Origin of the sequence: Thalassobaculum sp., from assembly GCF_040219615.1 — a bacterium.
GTDB lineage: Bacteria > Pseudomonadota > Alphaproteobacteria > Thalassobaculales > Thalassobaculaceae > Thalassobaculum_A.
Map to the genome: position 1 here is coordinate 79,982 of NZ_JAVJSE010000033.1, position 17,690 is coordinate 97,671.

Consider the following 17,690-nt stretch of genomic DNA (forward strand, 5'->3'; position numbering starts at 1 on the left):
GCGATGGGGCTCGATACCCAGGATGCGGACGGGCGGGACACCCGGTCGCAGGCGTTCCGCGTGCTGGGCGGCGGGGTCGGGATGCTCGACGCCGAACGGGGCCTGGCCGGCGCGGACATCCCGTTCCTGACGCTTCACGGAGTCGCGGCGGACGGCGACTACCGGCGGGCGCAGCCCGACGGCAGGCGCTGGCCGGCCACCCTGTCGTCCCTCGGCTCGAGCCTAGCCGAGAGCGACGGTGCTGCCGTCGAATCGGCCTGGACCGCCCTGATCGACGGTGCGTCGGGCTCTGCCGGAGCCCGCGACGTCGTCCGCCTGGCGGACGGCCGGGCGCTGGTCATCGGCTGCGCGCCCCTGCCGGGGTCGGGAACCCTGCTGCTGGCCGCGGAGTATCCCGGGGACATCGGGTCCGAAGTCGGCCGGGGCCGGCTCGCACATGACGTGAACAACGCCCTCGGGGGCATGCTGGCTCATCTGTACCTCGCCCTGCTGGACCTCGAGGCGGATCATCCGGCCCGCCAGTGGGTCGAAGCGGTCAACGATGCGGCCGCCCGGATGCGCGAGCATCTTCTGCAGGTCCGGACAGCGAAGGATGCAAGGCAGAACGGCCCGGCTTTCGGGGCCTGACCGCGACCGTACGGACCGTTCCGGAACGCTGCCCGGGACACTATTCGCCGACAGCCTCTTGCCACGGCGGCCCCGACCCGGAATCCTGGCGCCGATGATCACCGCCGATCCCCCCTGCCTGGTCACGGCCGTCCTCGGTCCGACCAATACCGGCAAGACCCATCTCGCGATCGAGCGGCTCCTGGGCCACGAGAGCGGGATGATCGGATTCCCGCTGCGCCTGCTGGCCCGCGAGAACTATGACCGCGTCGTCGCAGCCAAGGGTCCGCGCCTCGTGGCGCTGATCACCGGCGAGGAGAAGATCGTCCCGCCGGAGGCGCGGTACTTCATCTGCACCGTCGAATCGATGCCGCTGGACCGCGAGGTGGCGTTCCTGGCGGTCGACGAGGTCCAGATCGCCGGCGATCCGGAGCGCGGCCATGTCTTCACCGACCGGCTGCTGCATGCCCGGGGCGCCGAGGAGACCATGTTCCTCGGCGCCGAGACCATCCGGCCGCTGCTGCAGCGCCTGGTCCCGGAGGCGCGGGTGGAGACCCGGCCGCGGCTGTCCAGGCTGGAATATGTCGGGCCCTGCAAGATCACCCGGCTGCCGCGGCGCAGTGCGGTGGTGGCGTTCTCCGCCGCCGACGTCTACGCGATCGCCGAAGTGGTCCGCCGCCAGTGCGGCGGTGCCGCGGTGGTGATGGGCGCGCTCAGCCCGCGTACCCGCAACGCCCAGGTCCGGCTGTTCCAGGAGGGCGAGGTCGACTACCTGGTGGCGACCGACGCCATCGGCATGGGCCTGAACATGGACGTCGACCATGTGGCCTTCGCCGAGGATTCCAAGTTCGACGGCCGGATACCGCGCAAGCTGACCCCGGCCGAACTGGCCCAGATCGCCGGCCGCGCCGGCCGCCACATGAACGACGGCAGCTTCGGCGTGACCATGGACTGCCGCCCGTTCGACGACGAGGTGGTGGCGGCGATCGAGGAGCACCGCTTCGATCCGGTGCGCCAGCTCTACTGGCGCAGCGCCGCGCTGTCTTTCGCGACCGTGCGCGACCTCAAGCGCACGCTGGAAGAGCGCCCGACCCACGACTTCCTGATTCGCAAGCGCGATGCCGACGACCAGCAGGCGTTGGAGGCGATGTCGCGGATGCCGGAGGTCATGGACCGCACCACCGTGCCGTCGCGCGTCCGGCTGCTCTGGGAGGTCTGCCAGATCCCGGACTTCCAGAAGACCATGTCGGAGGCGCATGCCCGGCTGCTGGCCCAGGTGTTCACCCACCTGACCGAGGGTGCCGAGCGGCTGCCGTCCGCCTGGGTCGACGAGCAGATGGGGCGGTTCGACCGGACCGACGGCGACATCGACACCCTGGCCGCCCGCATCGCCCATGTCCGGACCTGGACCTACATCACCAACCGCGGCGACTGGATCGACGATCCGGTCGACCGGCAGGCCCGCGCCCGCGCCATCGAGGACCGGCTGTCGGACGCCCTGCACGACCGCCTGACCCAGCGCTTCGTCGACCGCCGCGCCGCCACCCTGTCGCGCCGGCTGAAGGACGAGGACGCCGACCTGATCGCGGCGGTCGCAGCCGACGGCGCGGTGCTGGTCGAGGGCCACCGGGTCGGCCATCTGGAGGGGTTGAGCTTCGTGCCGGAGGCGACCGACGCCGCCGACGCCAAGGCGGTCCTGGCGACCGCGCGGCGGGTGCTGCCGGCCGAGATCGCCCGCCGGGTGGCGCGCATCGAGGAGGCCGACGACGCCGCCATCAGCCTGGACGACGGCGGCCGCTTCCTGTGGGAGGGCTCGGCCTTCGCCCGCCTGGTCGCCGGCGACGCGGTCTGGCGCCCGGAGATCAGGATCGCGCGCAACGAGCTGGTCGAATCGGCGGCCCGCGACCGGCTGCTGGCCCGGCTCCGCGTCTGGTTCGAGCGGCACCAGGAGGCGGTGGCGCCGCGGCTGATGCAGCTGCAGCGTGCCGACCTGGACGGCCCGGCCCGCGGCATCGCCTTCCAGGTTCTCGAAGGCCTGGGCGGCGCCCCGGCCGGCGCCGTCGAGGCCCTGGTCAAGGATCTGGACGAGGAGGGCCGCAAGACCCTGGCGCGGGTCGGCATCCGGCTCGGCACCGAGTCGCTGTATGTGCCGGAGCTGCTGAAGCCGCGGGCGGTCCGGCTGCGCTCGCTGCTGTGGTCGGCGGCCAGCGGCCGGCAGCCGGAGGAGGGACCGCCGCCCGAGGGCCGGGTGCAGGCGGCCCGGGCCGAGGCGACGCCGGCGGCCTATGACGCAGCACTCGGCTATGCCCGGCTGGGCGGCCGCGCGGTCCGTGTCGACATGGTCGAGCGGCTGGCGGCGCTGGTCCGGCGCGCCGGCAAGGACGGGCCGTTCGCGATCAGCGCCGAGATGCTGTCGCTCGCCGGGGTCGACGCTGAGACCTTCGGGGCGATGCTGCAGGATCTCGGCTGCAGGCCCGCCGATCCGGCCGAGGACGGGACCGCGCGCTTCGAGCGCCGTCGCAACCGGCCGCGGCCGAAGCCGGAGGGCGAGCGGCGCCGGCGGCGGCGCCCCCAGGGGCAGAACCGGAACCAGGGCCAGCCGGGGGCCGCCCGGCCCGACGCGACGGCGGTTGCGGCGCCGTCCGCCGTCGCCGACGGGACGGCCCCGGCCGCCGTGGTCGCGACCGCAGCCGCGCCCGAGACCTCCGGCGGTCCGGCAACCCCGGCCGCGCCGGCGGGCGAGGGCAAGCCGCGCTCGCACCGCCAGCGCCCGCGCCGCGGCAAGGGCGGCGAGAAGCCGGCTAACACCGACCAGCCGGCACGCCCGCCCCGGCAGCCGGTCTACGACCCGAACTCGCCGTTCGCCGTGCTCGCCAAGCTGCGGTTCGGCAATTCCGGGAGATGATCCCCGACGGCTCGGCCGGCGACGAGAGCGGGGGCGACGGCCACGGGCCGGCCCAGCGCCTCGACAAGTGGCTGTGGTGTGCTCGGTTCTTCAAGTCGCGCAGCCTCGCCAACGCCCTGCTGTCGGCCGGCCGTCTCAGGCTGTCGGGCACGGTGGTCAGCAAGGCCCATCAGCGGGTCCGGGTCGGCGACGTGCTGACCTTCCCGCAGGGGCCGCATGTCCGGGTGGTCAAGGTGCTGTCGCTGGCGGTACGCCGCGGCCCGGCGCCGGAGGCCCAGGGCCTGTACGAGGACCTGTCGCCGGTGCCGGCAGGACGGCCGCAACCCTCGGATACCGCGATGTTCGAGCCGGCGGTGCCGGCGCGCGACGCCGGCGCCGGACGCCCCACCAAGAAGGACCGTCGCGACATGGACCGGTTCTCGGGCGACGAGCAGGGCTGACATCGGCGCCGGCCGGGGCTAGCGTCCGGGCTCGCTGATCCGACCGGAGCCCCGACCATGCCCATCGACCTCGCCCGTGCCCGCGCCGAGACCCGCGCCTGCGCCGACCTCGTGCATCTGAACCACGCCGGGGCGTCGCTGATGCCGGCGCCGGTCGCCGATGCCTTGGTCGACTGGCTGCGCGAGGAGGAGATGACCGGCGGCTACGAGACCGCGCGCCGGCACGACGGCAGACTCGAGAACTTCTATGACGCGTCGGCCAAGCTCCTGAACTGCCACCGCGACGAGATCGCCTGTGTGGAGAACGCCACCCGGGCCTGGGACATGGCGTTCTATGCCCTCGACCTGCGGCCGGGCGACCGGATCCTGACCGCCGAATGCGAGTACGGCTCGAACATGATCGCCTATCTGCACCGCGCCAGGCGCGACGGCTGCGAGGTGGCGGTCGTGCCGAGCGACCAGCACGGCCAGCTCGACGTCGCGGCGCTCGAGGCCATGATCGACGCGCGCACCCGGCTGATCTCGATCAGCCACATCCCGACCGGCGGCGGCCTGGTGAACCCGGCCGAGGCGGTCGGCGCGGTCGCCCGCAAATACGCCATCCCCTACCTGCTGGACGCCTGCCAGTCGGTCGGCCAGATGCCGGTCGACGTTGAGAAGATCGGCTGCGACTTCCTGTCGGCGACCGGGCGCAAGTACCTGCGCGGCCCGCGCGGCACCGGGCTTCTGTATGTGAAGCACCGCTGGATCGCCGAGATGGACATCGATCCGCCGCTGCTCGACCAGCATGCCGCCACCCTGGTGTCCGAGACCGAATACCGGATGCGCGGCGACGCCCGCCGGTTCGAGAACTGGGAGTGCTATTTCGCCGGCAAGGCGGCGCTCGGCACCGCCATCGACTACGCGTTGGGCTTCGGCATGGACGCCATCCACCAGCGGGTCACCCTGCTGGCCGACGGGCTGCGCGCCAGGCTGGCGGAGATCCCGGGGGTCACGATCACCGACCAGGGCGTCGACCGCTGCGGCATCGTCACCTTCACCAAGGCGGGCGAGAAGCCGGTGGAGATCCGCGACCGCTGCATCGCGAAGGGCATCAACATCAGCGCGTCGTCGGGCTCCGGCAGCCGGGTCGGCTTCGACCGCCGCGGCCTGGACGCGGTGGTGCGCGCCAGCGTGCACTACGTGAACGATGACCAGGACATCGACCGGTTCGTCGAGGAGATCCGGCGCGGTGGGTGAGAGCCGGTCCGGGCGCCCGTCGCGCCGTGGGTTCCTGTGTGTTGGAAGTGTGGTTTTGTTGGAGGTGGGGCGGGAGGCCGCTGGGTTCCCGGTGCATGACACCCTGATCCGGCGCGGACCCCCGCCCGCCTTTGGACTTCCAACCTGAACAGTTGCGCGAGGCCGTTGCCGCGGACCTCACATCACAGGGACAGGCGGAATGACGATACCAGCTTCCTGGATTGGGATCGACGTGTCGAAGGCACGTCTGGATGTCTACGACGCGGGTAACCGCAGCCTGGGTGTTCTCGCCAACACCACCGAAGCCCTGGCGGCGGCGAGCGCCGCCTGGGCGGAGCGCGGCGTCGGCGTGGCGTTCGAGGCGACGGGCCGCTACGACCTGGCGCTGCGCTGCGCACTGCAGGCGGCCGGCGTGCCGTTCCAGCGGCTGGAACCGGCTCGGGTGCGGGCGTTCGCCAAGGCGATCGGCCGCCACGCCAAGACCGATGCGGTGGACGCCCGGGTGATCGCCACCATGGCGTCGAACCTGGAGGGCGAGGCGCAGAGCCCGTCGGATCCGCAGCGCGACCGGCTCACGACCCTGGTCCGCCGCCGCGACCAGCTGGTCGCCATGCGGGGCCAGGAACGCACCCGCCGCAGCGAAGCCACACCCGATGACCCGCTCGACAGCTATGAGCGGATCATCGCCCTGCTCGACGCCGAGGTGGCCACCTACGAGCGCCTGATCGCCGAACAGGTCGCCCAGTCCGAGCGGCTCCGCCACCTCCAGCGCATCCTCGCCTCGCTGCCCGGCGTCGGACCCGTCACCGCCACCGTCCTGATCGCCCTGCTCCCCGAGCTCGGCAACCGCTCCAGCAAGCGCATCACCGCCCTCGTCGGCCTCGCCCCCTTCAACCGGGACTCCGGCACCCACAGGGGAACCAGGCGCATCGCAGGCGGCCGAAGCCGCGTACGACGCGCCCTCTACATGGCAGCCCTCGTCGCCGCCCGCAGGGACGGACCATTCGCAAACTTCTACCGCCACCTCATCGCCGCCGGAAAGCCCGCCAAGACCGCCATCATCGCCGTCGCACGAAAGATGCTCATCACCCTCAACGCAATGCTGCGCGACAACCAAACCTTCAAGATCACATGAACTCAAAAACACTGTTGCCGGATCGTCGCTTCGCGCCGTCCGGAATGACGGCTCAATGATTTCGTCATTCCGGAGAGGCGCGCCACGGCGCGGCTCATCCGGAACCCATGGTGCGACGGGCGCTCTTCCCTACGTTCCCGGCCACTCGTTGAGCCGGCGGTCGTCGATCCAGCGGACCGGGCGGCCGGGCTGCAGGGCGGCGCGCAGCTCGCGGTCGGCATAGACCGCGACGTGGTCCAGCACCGCCGCGTCGCTGCCGCCGAAATCGTCGCGAAACCGCCGCCAGAACGCATTCAGCACCAGGGCGTCGGCCTCGACCCGGACGGCGCGCGGGTTGTTGACGAAGCCGATGGCGGCGTCCTCGAGCGCCCGGTCGACGGTCGGCCCGGCGAAGGCGGTGCGCGGCAGCGACGGGCCGCCGAGCGTGGCGTCGCACAGCCCGTAGTGCCAGCGCGGATCGCGGAACACCGGGCGCAGTGCCGCGGTCCGGATCGCCTGCAGCGAGACCGGGGCGCCGCCGACCCTGGCCAGGGTGGCGGCCCATGGCCCGGGCGCCGCGAACGGCCCGCCCAGGTCGATGTCGTCCGGGCTGCTCGCGATCAGGTGGCCGAGCACGACGCGCACCATCAGGGCGTTGTGCAGGTTCAGCCAGAACGCCAGCTGCTCGGCCCGGTCGAGCCGGCCGACCGGCACCCGCTCCAGCCCGGCGAGGTACTGGTCGAGCAGCTCGCGGTCGGTGCCCGGCACCCCGGCATAGGCGACCCGGGTCACCCCGTCGGCGCCGGCGAAGCTGTGGCGATCGAGGAACAGCTGCCAGGCCCGGTGGTCGACGGTCGCCGTCGAGCCTGGGGTGTGCGCGGTCCAGGCGGCACCGCCGCCACCGCCGGCGCAGGCCGCCAGCGGCAGGGCGGCGAGGGCGAGCAGCACGGGGCGGCGCGAGCAGGGCGTCATTCCGCGAGTGTAGTCGGGGACCCGGTCGCTGGCACCGCCGGCGTCGCGGTCATTCGCGTCCCGGTCTGAAGGTACCGTGGTGCACGTATCTCTGCGCTTCGTAGGTGCCGCCGAGACTGCCGTCGCCGCGGAACACGAAGCGGGTCAGCGCGCCGTTCGGGAACCGGTCCAGGATCATGGTGTCGCCGGCGATCCTGGCCTGCCAGCGCACCCAGTCCCGCGTGGCCTTCCACGGGGCGTAGTCGCCCCAGGCATAGACCAGGGTGGCCTGCCCGGAGGGCTCGATCCGTTCGACGATCACGACGGTGTCGAGCTTCCCGCTCCATTGGCCGGACCACTTGCCCTGGAAGCGCCGCAGCGCTTCCGGGACGGCGGCATCCGGCGCGACGATCCGGATGTCGTCCGGCAGCGGCACCTCGGCAGCCGTCGCGCGCGGCGTCGCCGGCAGGCAGAAAGCCAGGATAGCTGCGGCGACCGCGGCGGTCCGTACGATGCTCATCACCCCCTCCGGCCGGGTCGTGGTCCGTTCGGGCGATGCTACCAGAAGCTGTGTTTCGCGGCCAGCGAGTTGGCCCCCGCGTTGACGCGCCCGCGCCCCGCCCGCTAGAAGTCGCCCTCCCATCCGGAGGCCGCGCTTGGCCAGCATCCTCGACGCCGTCGTCCCGCTGTTCGCCGTGATCTTCGCCGGCTATCTCGCCGGGCGGACGCGCATGCTCGGCGAGGACGCGGTGCGCGGGCTGAACCGCTTCGTGTTCACCTTCGCCATGCCGCCGATGCTGTTCCGGCTGATGGCCACGACCGACGTGACCGCGCTCGGCCAGGGCCGGTTCCTGTTCGGCTATTTCTGGGCCGAACTGATGGTGTTCCTGACCGGCGCCATCCTCGGCGGCCTGGTGCTGCGCCAGGGCTTCGCGGCGATGGTGATGCAGGGCTTCGGCTCGTCGTTCTCGAACGGCGTGCTGATCGCGCTGCCGCTGCTGATCAGCCTGCACGGCGAGCAGGGCGCGGTGCCGGCGCTGCTGCTGTTCACGCTCGACGTGGTGATGTTCAGCGCGATCACCACCATGCTGGAGGCGGCGCGGGCTCGCGAGGGTGCGGGGGCCGGGTCGGCGATGGCGGCGGTCCGGACCTCGGGCCTGGCGATCCTGCGGAACCCGATCATCATGTCGACCCTGCTCGGCATCCTGTGGGGCATTGCCGGGCTGCCGGTGCCGTCGCTGGTGTCCAAGACCTTCGGATTTCTGGGCCAGGCCGGCCCGCCGGCGGCGCTTTTCGCGCTCGGCGCCACCCTGGCCTTCCGGCGGGTGCGCGGCAGCGTCGGCAGCGCCTCGGTGATGGTGGCCCTCAAGCTGGCGATCCACCCGGCGCTGGTGTTCCTGACGCTGACCCTGCTGGTGCCGGTCGAGCCGTTCTGGGTGCATTCGGCGGTGGTGTTCGCGGCCTGCCCGGTCGGCGCCAACGTCTACGTGTTCGCCCAGCACTACGGGGTGCAGGTGACCGCCGCCTCGGCCGCCATCCTGGTGTCGACCGGCCTCGCCATGCTGACCATCACCGCCCTGCTGGTCGGCTACCCGCCGCCGGTTCCGCTGTGAGGGGCCCGCTGTGAGGGGCCCGCGGTAATGGCGCGGCGGGTGCGGCGCGGCGGCAGGCAGGCCGCCAACTGGGCGCGGGCGGCGCTGCTGCGTGGCCGGCTCGGCTGGACCGTGCGGATCCTGGCGCTGGTCGGCATCGCGCTCGCCGGGATCGGCGAGCTGCGGCAGTCGGAGATGTTCTACCCGCTCGCCCGGCCGTTCGAGCGGGCTGCCTGGCCGCACTGGATCGACGCCGACGGCGACTGCCAGGACACCCGCACCGAGGTGCTGGTGCAGGAGAGCCTGGAGCCGCCGAGGCTGTCGGTCGATGGCTGCGAGGTGCTGGCCGGGCGCTGGTACGACCCCTACACCGACACCAGCTTCACCGACCCGCGCGACCTCGACGTCGACCACCGGGTGCCGCTCGGCGAGGCGCACCGCTCGGGCGGCGACCGCTGGGACCGGGCGCGCCGGCAGGCCTATGCCAACGACCTGTCGCACCCGGACAGCCTGATCGCGGTCGACCGCTCGGCCAACCGCTCGAAGGCCGACGGCGACCCGCTTTCCTGGCTGCCGCCGGCCTGGGGCTACCGCTGCGCCTATGTCGAGCGCTGGCGCGATACGAAGCGGCGCTGGAACCTTGCCGAGGATCGCCTGGAGGGCTGGTGGAACGACGCGGTGCTGTGGGTGTGCGCCCGGGTCGACGGGTGAGCGGCTTGGGCCTATATTCCAGGAATGAGCAATTCGTTGCCGAACGTCCCACGGGACGATCCGGAGAACGCTGCCAAGCGGGCCGCGGTCCGCGAGGGCGTTGCCGCGGCTGATACCGGTCGGGTGGTCCCGCACGACGACATGCGGCGTTGGCTGCTGTCTTGGGGTACCGATCGCGAGTTGCCGCCGCCGCGGCGCGAATAGTCTGGACGGAACCGGCGCGCGACGATCTGTTGCGTATCCGGGCCTACATCACCGAGTTCGAGCCAAGTGCAGCCAGCCGAGTTGCCGCGCAGCTGGTTGCCGCGGCCGACAGTCTCGAACGTTTGCCGAGTCGTGGACGTCCTGGCACGGAGCCGGGCACGCGGGAAATCGTTGCCGTCTATCCGTATGTGATCGTCTACCGGGTCGCCGAGGCCGTGGAGATTCTGCGCGTTTGGCATGGCGCCCAGGATCGGGCGACCGATTGAGCGCCTCGGCAGTGTGCATACGTGGCTGTCGCAGGCCCCTTGGCCGGCCGGGCCGGGCGCGCTACAGATTCCATCCCACCCGGATTTCCAACGCCAAGGCAGCGCCCCATGTATGTCGACTTCGATTCCGAGATCGATCGGGAAGGCACCAACTCGATCAAATGGGAATACCATAACCACGGCGGCGTCTCGCAGCCCTGGGACAAGGCGAGCCGCCGGCACGGCGACGATCGCACGCTCGCCATGTGGGTCGCGGACATGGACTTCCGCTGCCCCGAGCCGGTGATCCAGGCGCTGCGCGACCGGGTCGAGCACGGCATCTTCGGCTACTCGAACAAGACCGACAGCTATTTCGAGGCCGTCACCGGCTGGTTCGCCCGGCGCCAGGACTGGCGGATCGAGCGCGACTGGATCGTCAGCGTCCCCGGCGTGGTGCCGGCGCTGAACGTGGTGGTGCGCGGCTTCACCCAGCCCGGCGACCGGGTGATCGTGCAGCGGCCGGTCTACTACCCGTTCTTCCGGGTGACCAACAACAACGGTGCCGAGGTGGTGTCCAACGGCCTGGTGTTCGAGAACGGCAGCTACCGGATGGATCTCGAGGACCTGGAGCGCAAGGCCGCCGACCCGAAGGCCAAGCTGCTGATCCTGTGCTCGCCGCACAACCCCATGGGCAAGGTCTGGGGCGCCGACGAGCTGCGGGCGGTCGCCGAGATCTGCGCGCGCCACGGTGTGCTGGTGGTCGCCGACGAGATCCACGGCGACCTCCTGCACCCCGGGGTCCGCTTCACCCCCTTCGCCACCCTGGGCGAGGCCGCGGCGAACAACTGCATCGTGTGCACCGCGCCGTCCAAGACCTTCAACCTGGCCGGCCTGCACACCTCGAACATCGTCATCCCGAACAAGGCGATCCGCGAGCGCTACCAGCAGGCGCTGGCGGCCCAGAGCCTGCCGGGGATGAGCCCGTTCGGCATCGTCGCCACCGAGGCGGCCTACCGCGAGGGCGAGCCGTGGCTGGACGCGGTCATGCAGTACGTCGCCGGCAATGCCCGGCGGATGACCGAGTTCTTCGCCGCCGAGCTGCCGCAGTTCCAGGTGATCCAGCCCGAGGGCACCTATCTGCTGTGGTTCGACTGCCGCAGTCTGGGACTGGACCAGGACGCGCTCGAGGACCTGATGCTGAACAAGGCGAAGATCTACTTCGACGAGGGCTACATCTTCGGGCCCGAGGGCGCCGGCTTCGAGCGCATCAACATCGCCTGCCCGCGCCCGCTGCTGGACGAGGCGCTGGTCCGCATGCGCGACGCGGTACGGGCGCTCTGACGGGGCGCCTCGCTCCCGACGGCTACCCGCCGGCGACGTAGGCGGCCATCTGGCGGACTTCCTCCTGCGCTTCCTCCAGCCGCCACTTCACCACGTCGCCGATCGAGATCATGCCGGCGACCCGGCCGTCGTCGACCACCGGCACGTGCCGGAACCGGCCGGTGGTCATCATCTCCATGACGTCGGCGATCGTCTGCCCCGGCGTGCAGGTGACGACCTTTTCGGTCATCAGCCGCGACACCGGGCCGTCCAGGCAGCTCGGGCCTTCATTGGCGAGCGTGCGCACGATGTCGCGCTCCGACAGGATGCCGGCGACCCTGTCGCGCTCCATGATCAGGATCGAGCCGATCCGCTTCTCGGCCAGCAGCCGGGCGGCATCCGCCACCGGCAGCGAAGGCGGGGCCGAGACCACGGTATTGCCCTTGGATTTCAGGATGTCGGAAACCAACATGGCGCTTCTCCCGTCCATCTCTCTTGGCGGGCCGCCATGGTGCCGACGACAGGCGTCGTCCTGGTCCTGGGAAATCCGAGGTCTCGGTGTCCAGGACGGCAAGCGCATCGTCGACGCGGACGGCCCGATCTAGTTGGACCCCGATCGGTGGGCCGTTCATCCAATCATCGCGCCGAACCGCCGGTCGTGGCAAACTCCAAGTTGGGGAGATATGGAGGGCGCGTTGCCATCGTTCGGCCGTGATCGCGGTCCATAGGACTCCCGACGAACCGACGACGAGGGTTCTACCATTTCGACCGTTATCTCCCGTGTCGAGACCGCGCCGGAGCAGGCCGAGGTCGAGACATCCCGCCAGCGCGCCCTGCGCTGGCGAAAGATCGCCGCCGGTTACGGGCAGCCCCGGCTCCGGCGCAGTCTTACGCAGCTGGCGATCACCCTGGCGGCGTTCGTCGCCCTGTGGGCGGCGATGAGCCTGACCGCGAGCGAGGCCTACTGGGCCAGCCTGCTGCTGGCGCTGCCGGCGGCGGCGTTCCTGATGCGGCTGTTCATGATCCAGCACGACTGCGGCCACCGATCGTTCTTCCGGTCGGCCTGGCTGAACGACCTGCTCGGCAGCGTCATCGGCGTGCTGACGCTGACCCCGCACGGCTACTGGCGCAAGGCCCACAACATCCACCACGCGACCTCCGGGCATCTCGAGAAGCGCGGCATCGGCGACATCTCGGTGCTGACCGTCCGGGAGTATCTCGGGCTGCCGAAATGGCGGCGGCTGGCCTACCGGATGTACCGGCACCCGCTGGTGTTCCTGGGCATCGGCCCGCTCTACGTGTTCGTGGTCAAGTACCGGCTGCCGCTCGACCTGCTGCGCGAGCACCGCGACATGATCCCCGGGGTGGTCGCCACCAACCTGGCGATCGCGGCCCTGGCGGTCGGCCTCGGCCTGTGGATCGGCTTCGCCGAGGTGATCATGGTCCACGCCCCGATCATCCTGCTGTCGGCGGTCGCGGGGGTCTGGCTGTTCTACGTCCAGCACCAGTTCGAGACCACCTACTGGCGGCACGGCGGCGAGTGGGACTTCCACGAGGCCGCAGTCCATGGCAGCTCGTTCTACGACCTGCCGCAGCCGCTGCGGTGGCTGACCGCCGACATCGGCATCCACCACATCCACCACCTGTCGAGCCGGATCCCGAACTACCGGCTGGCCGAGTGCCTGCACGACAACCCGGAGATGCGGAACGTCAGCCGCCTGACGCTTCGGGACAGCCTCGACTGCCTGCGGCTCGCGCTGTGGGACGAAGAGGCCGGCCGCCTCATCGGCTTCCGGGCCCTGTCGAAATCGCTTCCGGCGGCCGCCTGACGGAGCGCTGTCGGCGGCCGGGATCTGGTATCATGCCACCCTGTCGCCGACCGTTCGCGAGGACCGCATGTGCCGCTGGCTGGCTTATCTCGGAGCCCCCCGCTATCTCGAGACCCTGGTCACCGAGCCGGCCAACTCCCTGGTCCGGCAGTCCCTGAGCGCCCAGCGCGGCACGGTGCCGACCAACGGCGACGGCTTCGGCCTGGGCTGGTACGGCGACCGCGAGGTTCCCGGCGTCTATCGCGAGACCCTGCCGGCCTGGAACGACCGCAACCTGCGCTCGCTGTGCCAGCAGATCAGCTCGCCGCTGTTCTTCGCCCATGTCCGGGCCTCGACCGGCACCGCCACCACCCGGGCGAACTGCCATCCCTTCGTGGTCGGCAACTGGCTGTTCATGCACAACGGCAAGATCGGCAACTACGAGCGGGTGCGCCGACGGCTGGAACTCGACATCCAGGACGCCCATTACGGGTTCCGCGAGGGCACCACCGACAGCGAGCTGTTCTTCCTGCTGCTGTTCGCCGACGGCCTGGCTGACGGCCCTGGGACCGGCGGCGCCGGGATCTGCGAGGCGCTGGCGCGGACCACCCGGCGGGTGCTCGACGCCATGGACGCGGCCGGGGCCACCGAGCCGCTGCGGCTGACCGCGGCGCTGACCGACGGCCGGCGGATCGCGGCGATCCGCTACGCCAGCGACGACCAGCCGCCGAGCCTGTACTGGGCGCGTTCCGGCGACCACACCATCATCGTGTCGGAGCCGCTGGAGGCCGACGGCGCCGAGGCCTGGGACGAGGTCCCGAACGGCCGCCTGCTGCTGGCCGAGGGCGACGCCGTCGAGCTCCGGCCGTTCCACGCCTGAAGCCGGGCCCGGCTGACGGATCCGCCAGGAGATTCAACCTCGACGCGTCGCGCGGGCGAATGCTACCGTTTCCGGGCGATGTGTGCGCTGGCCTGGACCGCGCTGGTCTGGGCCCCGGGGGATGCGTCCGATGGCAGTCACGGGTCGGTGTCGGTCATGAAGCTCGTCCAGCCTGAATCGGGACAACTGGCGGTGGTGGTGCAGGCGCTGTACGCGGTCGCCTCCGCCGAGGGTGCGGTCGCGCCGATTCCGGTCGAGATCCGCAGCATCGACGCCATCCAGCGCCATCTCCTGAACCGGCCGGACCCGGTCGCCGGAACCCCCGGGCCGCTGCCGGCCGACCTGGAGACGATGCTCGACGGTCCGGACCTGCGCCGCATGACGGTCCGTCTGATGACCATGCTGGCGGTGATCGACCGCCGGGTGCGGCCGGAGAAGGTGGCGGTGGTCGAGGCCGCGGCCCGCCGGCTCGGGGTCGAGGAGCCCGGCGTCGCCATCCTGCGGCGCGCCGCCCGCGGCCAGAACAAGCGGATCGCGCTGTCCTTGATGAAGCGCTTCGTCGACTGGTGGTCGCCGACCGGCCGGGCCGGCCCGCGCGACTGGCTGCGGTTCCTGTGGTGGATGCTGCCGCAGCTGCACGGCGCCGGGACCGCCCGCAAGAACCGCGAGATGCTGGCGCGCTACGAGGCGCTGGCGGAGCTGCCGCCCGGCACCTTCGGGCACACCCTGTACCGGTTCTACGCCGAGAACGAGATCACCCTGCCCGGCGGGCCGAAGAGCGTCCCGTGGATCATGCACGAGGTCTACCACGTGCTGAGCGAATACGGCGTGGCCCTGGAGGCCGAGCTGCTGCTGACCGCCTTCATCGGCGGCACCCAGGAAGAGACCTGCATGGACCAGATCCTGTTCGGCCTGCTGTCCTACCAGGCCGGCCAGCAGATCGTCGGCGGCGTGGTGTCGGAGGGGCTGCTCGATCCCGAGGACTATTTCCGGGCGATGGCGCGCGGCGCCCGGGTCACCGTCGACCTGGTGCATGGCTGGGACTTCTGGGCGGTCGCCGAGGTCGACATGGCCGAGCTGCGGGCCCGCTACAACCTGCCGCCGATCTCCGCGCAGGAGCGCCGGCGGGTCGGCGGCTACAACGGGCTGCTGACCGGCAGCGGCCATTCGACGCCGGCCGACGCGGTGGCGGCGTGATCCGATGACCGGAGACCTGAACGTCCGGCCTGCGGAAGCCCCGGTCTCGACCGGCCGGGTGTGGCAGGACGCGGCCTTCAAGGCCGGGCTGCTGGCCGACCCGAAGCCGGCGCTGCGGGCGCTGGGCATCCCGGTGCCCGACGACGTCTCGGTCCGGACGGTGACCAGCAAGGGGGCCCCGGGCGACGTCGACGACCATTCGCTGATGCAGTTCGTCCTGGAGCGCGGCGACGAGTTCTCGCACTTCTTCCTGCCGTCGCCGCGCAGCCCGTGTTCGCAGCAGGCGGCCTATGGCCGGATCCTGACCAGGCAGGTTGGCGACCCGGCGCTGGACGCGCGGATCCGGGCGGATGCGCAGGCCGCGCTGCGCCGGCTCGGCGGCCCGGACGCGGCGACCGGCGAGGCGGCGGCATGAAGCTGCTGGAGCTGACGCCGGCGCAGGCTGCCGCGGTCGTGCAGGCCGCCTGGGCCGTGGTGTCGGCCGGCGGCGGCGCCACGCCGGCGGCGATCGAGGTCGAGTGCATCGAGGCGCTGCAGCGCCACATGCTGCGCCGGGACCCGGCGCTGCCCGGAGCGCCCGGGCCGCTGCCGGACGACCTGGAGGCACAGCTGGACACCCCGGACCTGCGGCGCCAGACCGTGCGCCAGCTGGCCATCCTGGCGACCGTCGACGGCGTGGTTCGACCGGACAAGGTGGCGGTGGTCGAGGCGGCGGCCCGGCGGCTGCGGGTCGACGAGTTCGGGCTGCTGGTGCTCGGCCGGATCGCCCGCGGCCAGTATCGCCGCAACGGCTTCGGGCTGATGAAGCGGATCGTCGCGCACTACTGGTCGCCGACCGGCCGGGCCCGGCTGCGCGACTGGCTGGCGATCCTGTGGACCGTGGCGCCCTGGTTCCCGGGGCTGCGCGGCTATCTCGGCCAGGACGACCTGCGGGCCCGCTACCTGGCGCTCGCCGAGCTGCCGGACGACACGCTGGGCCACCAGGTGCACCGCTACTACGCCCGCAACGGTTTCCCGGTGCCGGGCGAGCCCAGGAGCATCCCCGAGGGTTGGGCGCGCCACGAGGTCTACCATGTGATCAGCAGCTACGGGATCACCCTGCAGGGCGAGCTGCTGCTGGCCGGGTTCATCGCCGGCAACACCGAGGAACTGGCCCTCGACCTGGTGCTGCCGGCGCTGGTGCAGCTGCATGCCGGCAAGACCTTCGTGCCGGGGCCGACGGCGTCGGGCCTGCTGCGGCCGGACGCGTTCTTCCGGGCGATGGCGCGCGGGGCGGCGATGCGGGTCGACCTGCTGGCCGGCTGGCGGCTGTGGGACGTCGCCGACATGAAGCTGCGGGACCTGCGCGAGCGCTACGGGCTGCCGCCGCTGACGCCGGCGGAGACCGAGGCGCTGACGCAGGAGAAGGCGCTGCTGGCGTAGCCGGGCGGCCGAGGAGGGCGCATGCGGATCATCCACCCCGACGACCGGCAGGCGGCGGCCATCGTGCAGGCCATGCACGCGGTCGCGAGCGCCGAGGGCACGGTCGAGCTGCTGCCGGTCGAGCGCGACAGCATCGCCGCGATCCAGCGCCACCTGCTGCACCGCGAGGCGCCGCTCGAGCCGGCCTCGTCGGCACTGCCCGCCGACCTGCACGAGCTCCTCGACGACCCGGCGATGCGGCGCGAGACGGTGCGGATCCTGGCACTGCTGCCGGTGATCGACCGGCGCATCATGCCGGCCAAGGTCCGGGTGGTGGAGGCGGCGGCGGCCCGGCTCCGGGTCGAGGACCGCGGGCCGGCGATCCTGCGGCAGGCGGTGAAGGGGCAGATCCGCCGGCTGGCCTTCGGGCTGATGATGCGCTCGGTGGCGCATTACTGGTCGCCGACCGGCAAGGCCCGGCTGCGCGACTGGCTGGACATGCTGCGGATCGGCATGCCGGAGATCCCCGGGCTGTACGCGATCCTGACCGACCGCAGCCTGCTGGCGAAGTACCGCGGGCTCGGGGAGCGGCCGGCCGGCACCCTCGGCCACGGCCTGTACCGGTTCTACCGGGACCGCGGCTTCCCGATGCCGGGCGAGCCGAAGAGCTTTCCCGAGGGCTGGTCGAAGCACGAGGCCTATCACGTCATCGGCGAGTACGAGACCAGCGACCAGGGCGAGATGCTGAACGCCGCGTTCAGCGCCGGCAACACCGAGGTGCTGTGCATGGACCTGCTGCTGCTGACCCTGCTGCAGTTCCAGGCCGGCATCCAGGTGATGCCGGGACCGTGCCTGACCGACGCGCTGCGGCCGGACCCGTTCTTCCGGGCGGTCGCCCGCGGCATGGCCATGCAGGTCGACCTGCTGGCCGGCTGGGACATGTGGGAGGTGGTCGACCTGCCGCTCGACGAGCTGCGCCGGCGCTACGCGGTGCCGCCGCTCAGCCCGCAGGAGCGCGCCTGGCTGACCGAGGCCGGCGCCCTGCTGGCATAGTCCCGGACGCGCCCGAACGGTGGC

19 protein-coding genes are annotated in these 17,690 nt (G+C 71.7%); 16 read left to right on the forward strand and 3 right to left on the reverse strand.

Features of this window, described 5'->3' with window-relative positions; genetic code table 11:
- Positions 1 to 3 precede the first annotated feature (3 nt).
- The 5 genes from RIC31_RS17685 (at position 4) to RIC31_RS17705 (ending at position 6,325) form a co-directional block, all read left to right on the forward strand.
- The gene (locus RIC31_RS17685) at positions 4 to 627 is read left to right on the forward strand and encodes a hypothetical protein (RefSeq protein WP_350110689.1); all 624 of its coding nucleotides are present in this window, start codon (positions 4 to 6) and stop codon (positions 625 to 627) included.
- A 94-nt stretch (positions 628 to 721) separates the two neighbouring features.
- Positions 722 to 3,511, forward strand: a complete 2,790-nt coding sequence (locus RIC31_RS17690; RefSeq protein WP_350110692.1) for a helicase-related protein — start codon at positions 722 to 724, stop codon at positions 3,509 to 3,511.
- Entirely contained in the window at positions 3,508 to 3,951 is a 444-nt protein-coding gene (locus RIC31_RS17695; RefSeq protein ID WP_350110695.1) for an RNA-binding S4 domain-containing protein, read from the forward strand. The genes RIC31_RS17690 and RIC31_RS17695 overlap by 4 nt, the downstream gene beginning before the upstream one ends.
- A gap of 57 nt (positions 3,952 to 4,008) precedes the next feature.
- Positions 4,009 to 5,190: an aminotransferase class V-fold PLP-dependent enzyme gene (locus tag RIC31_RS17700; RefSeq protein ID WP_350110698.1), complete on the forward strand. Its 1,182-nt coding sequence runs from the start codon at positions 4,009 to 4,011 to the stop codon at positions 5,188 to 5,190.
- 199 nt (positions 5,191 to 5,389) lie between these two features.
- A complete protein-coding gene (locus RIC31_RS17705) occupies positions 5,390 to 6,325 on the forward strand; it encodes an IS110 family RNA-guided transposase (RefSeq protein WP_350110702.1) in 936 nt (311 codons plus the stop codon).
- Between the two features lie 129 nt (positions 6,326 to 6,454).
- On the opposite strand, the gene RIC31_RS17710 is transcribed toward RIC31_RS17705, so the two are convergent.
- Positions 6,455 to 7,252 carry a DUF547 domain-containing protein gene (locus tag RIC31_RS17710; RefSeq protein WP_350110705.1) on the reverse strand — a complete coding sequence of 266 codons (798 nt, stop codon included), beginning with the start codon at positions 7,250 to 7,252 and terminating at the stop codon, positions 6,455 to 6,457.
- 73 nt (positions 7,253 to 7,325) lie between these two features.
- The gene (locus RIC31_RS17715; RefSeq protein WP_350110708.1) at positions 7,326 to 7,775 is read right to left on the reverse strand and encodes a hypothetical protein; all 450 of its coding nucleotides are present in this window, start codon (positions 7,773 to 7,775) and stop codon (positions 7,326 to 7,328) included.
- Between the two features lie 136 nt (positions 7,776 to 7,911).
- Between RIC31_RS17715 and RIC31_RS17720 the strand changes: the two genes are divergently transcribed.
- From RIC31_RS17720 to RIC31_RS17735, 5 genes are all read left to right on the forward strand, one after another.
- Positions 7,912 to 8,868, forward strand: coding sequence for an AEC family transporter (locus RIC31_RS17720; protein WP_350110711.1), 957 nt, complete (start codon positions 7,912 to 7,914; stop codon positions 8,866 to 8,868).
- A 27-nt stretch (positions 8,869 to 8,895) separates the two neighbouring features.
- Positions 8,896 to 9,558, forward strand: a complete 663-nt coding sequence (locus tag RIC31_RS17725) for a GmrSD restriction endonuclease domain-containing protein (protein ID WP_350110714.1) — start codon at positions 8,896 to 8,898, stop codon at positions 9,556 to 9,558.
- 24 nt (positions 9,559 to 9,582) lie between these two features.
- The gene (locus tag RIC31_RS27820) at positions 9,583 to 9,762 is read left to right on the forward strand and encodes a hypothetical protein (protein ID WP_502990133.1); all 180 of its coding nucleotides are present in this window, start codon (positions 9,583 to 9,585) and stop codon (positions 9,760 to 9,762) included.
- A complete protein-coding gene (locus RIC31_RS17730) occupies positions 9,708 to 10,028 on the forward strand; it encodes a type II toxin-antitoxin system RelE/ParE family toxin (RefSeq protein WP_350110717.1) in 321 nt (106 codons plus the stop codon). Before RIC31_RS27820 ends, RIC31_RS17730 begins: the two co-directional genes overlap by 55 nt.
- Before the next feature lie 108 nt (positions 10,029 to 10,136).
- Positions 10,137 to 11,348: a MalY/PatB family protein gene (locus RIC31_RS17735; RefSeq protein WP_350110720.1), complete on the forward strand. Its 1,212-nt coding sequence runs from the start codon at positions 10,137 to 10,139 to the stop codon at positions 11,346 to 11,348.
- 22 nt (positions 11,349 to 11,370) lie between these two features.
- On the opposite strand, the gene RIC31_RS17740 is transcribed toward RIC31_RS17735, so the two are convergent.
- A complete protein-coding gene (locus tag RIC31_RS17740; RefSeq protein ID WP_350110723.1) occupies positions 11,371 to 11,799 on the reverse strand; it encodes a CBS domain-containing protein in 429 nt (142 codons plus the stop codon).
- Between the two features lie 466 nt (positions 11,800 to 12,265).
- On the opposite strand from RIC31_RS17740, the gene RIC31_RS17745 reads away from it, so the two are divergent.
- The 6 genes from RIC31_RS17745 to RIC31_RS17770 all read left to right on the forward strand — a co-directional run bounded on the left by RIC31_RS17745 (position 12,266) and on the right by RIC31_RS17770 (position 17,666).
- Positions 12,266 to 13,156, forward strand: a complete 891-nt coding sequence (locus RIC31_RS17745; RefSeq protein ID WP_350110726.1) for a fatty acid desaturase — start codon at positions 12,266 to 12,268, stop codon at positions 13,154 to 13,156.
- A gap of 67 nt (positions 13,157 to 13,223) precedes the next feature.
- Positions 13,224 to 14,015 (forward strand): class II glutamine amidotransferase, encoded by a 792-nt coding sequence (locus RIC31_RS17750; protein ID WP_350110729.1) that lies wholly within the window; start codon positions 13,224 to 13,226, stop codon positions 14,013 to 14,015.
- 156 nt (positions 14,016 to 14,171) lie between these two features.
- Complete coding sequence (locus RIC31_RS17755; RefSeq protein WP_350110732.1) at positions 14,172 to 15,212, forward strand: hypothetical protein; 1,041 nt, start codon at positions 14,172 to 14,174, stop codon at positions 15,210 to 15,212.
- A gap of 4 nt (positions 15,213 to 15,216) precedes the next feature.
- The gene (locus RIC31_RS17760; RefSeq protein ID WP_350110734.1) at positions 15,217 to 15,627 is read left to right on the forward strand and encodes a hypothetical protein; all 411 of its coding nucleotides are present in this window, start codon (positions 15,217 to 15,219) and stop codon (positions 15,625 to 15,627) included.
- On the forward strand, positions 15,624 to 16,634 hold the full coding sequence (locus RIC31_RS17765) for a hypothetical protein (RefSeq protein ID WP_350110737.1): 1,011 nt from the start codon (positions 15,624 to 15,626) through the stop codon (positions 16,632 to 16,634). Before RIC31_RS17760 ends, RIC31_RS17765 begins: the two co-directional genes overlap by 4 nt.
- Positions 16,635 to 16,655: 21 nt before the next feature.
- Positions 16,656 to 17,666 (forward strand): hypothetical protein, encoded by a 1,011-nt coding sequence (locus tag RIC31_RS17770; RefSeq protein ID WP_350110740.1) that lies wholly within the window; start codon positions 16,656 to 16,658, stop codon positions 17,664 to 17,666.
- Positions 17,667 to 17,690 lie beyond the last annotated feature (24 nt).

Bases quoted from the DNA above. Each gene is read 5' to 3' on its own strand.
- RIC31_RS17685 (WP_350110689.1), top strand. From the start codon at position 4: ATGGGGCTCGATACCCAGGATGCGGACGGGCGGGACACCCGGTCGCAG.
- RIC31_RS17690 (WP_350110692.1), top strand. From the start codon at position 722: ATGATCACCGCCGATCCCCCCTGCCTGGTCACGGCCGTCCTCGGTCCG.
- RIC31_RS17695 (WP_350110695.1), top strand. From the start codon at position 3,508: ATGATCCCCGACGGCTCGGCCGGCGACGAGAGCGGGGGCGACGGCCAC.
- RIC31_RS17700 (WP_350110698.1), top strand. From the start codon at position 4,009: ATGCCCATCGACCTCGCCCGTGCCCGCGCCGAGACCCGCGCCTGCGCC.
- RIC31_RS17705 (WP_350110702.1), top strand. From the start codon at position 5,390: ATGACGATACCAGCTTCCTGGATTGGGATCGACGTGTCGAAGGCACGT.
- RIC31_RS17715 (WP_350110708.1), bottom strand. From the start codon at position 7,775: ATGAGCATCGTACGGACCGCCGCGGTCGCCGCAGCTATCCTGGCTTTC.
- RIC31_RS17725 (WP_350110714.1), top strand. From the start codon at position 8,896: ATGGCGCGGCGGGTGCGGCGCGGCGGCAGGCAGGCCGCCAACTGGGCG.
- RIC31_RS27820 (WP_502990133.1), top strand. From the start codon at position 9,583: ATGAGCAATTCGTTGCCGAACGTCCCACGGGACGATCCGGAGAACGCT.
- RIC31_RS17735 (WP_350110720.1), top strand. From the start codon at position 10,137: ATGTATGTCGACTTCGATTCCGAGATCGATCGGGAAGGCACCAACTCG.
- RIC31_RS17740 (WP_350110723.1), bottom strand. From the start codon at position 11,799: ATGTTGGTTTCCGACATCCTGAAATCCAAGGGCAATACCGTGGTCTCG.
- RIC31_RS17745 (WP_350110726.1), top strand. From the start codon at position 12,266: ATGAGCCTGACCGCGAGCGAGGCCTACTGGGCCAGCCTGCTGCTGGCG.
- RIC31_RS17750 (WP_350110729.1), top strand. From the start codon at position 13,224: ATGTGCCGCTGGCTGGCTTATCTCGGAGCCCCCCGCTATCTCGAGACC.
- RIC31_RS17755 (WP_350110732.1), top strand. From the start codon at position 14,172: ATGAAGCTCGTCCAGCCTGAATCGGGACAACTGGCGGTGGTGGTGCAG.
- RIC31_RS17760 (WP_350110734.1), top strand. From the start codon at position 15,217: ATGACCGGAGACCTGAACGTCCGGCCTGCGGAAGCCCCGGTCTCGACC.
- RIC31_RS17765 (WP_350110737.1), top strand. From the start codon at position 15,624: ATGAAGCTGCTGGAGCTGACGCCGGCGCAGGCTGCCGCGGTCGTGCAG.
- RIC31_RS17770 (WP_350110740.1), top strand. From the start codon at position 16,656: ATGCGGATCATCCACCCCGACGACCGGCAGGCGGCGGCCATCGTGCAG.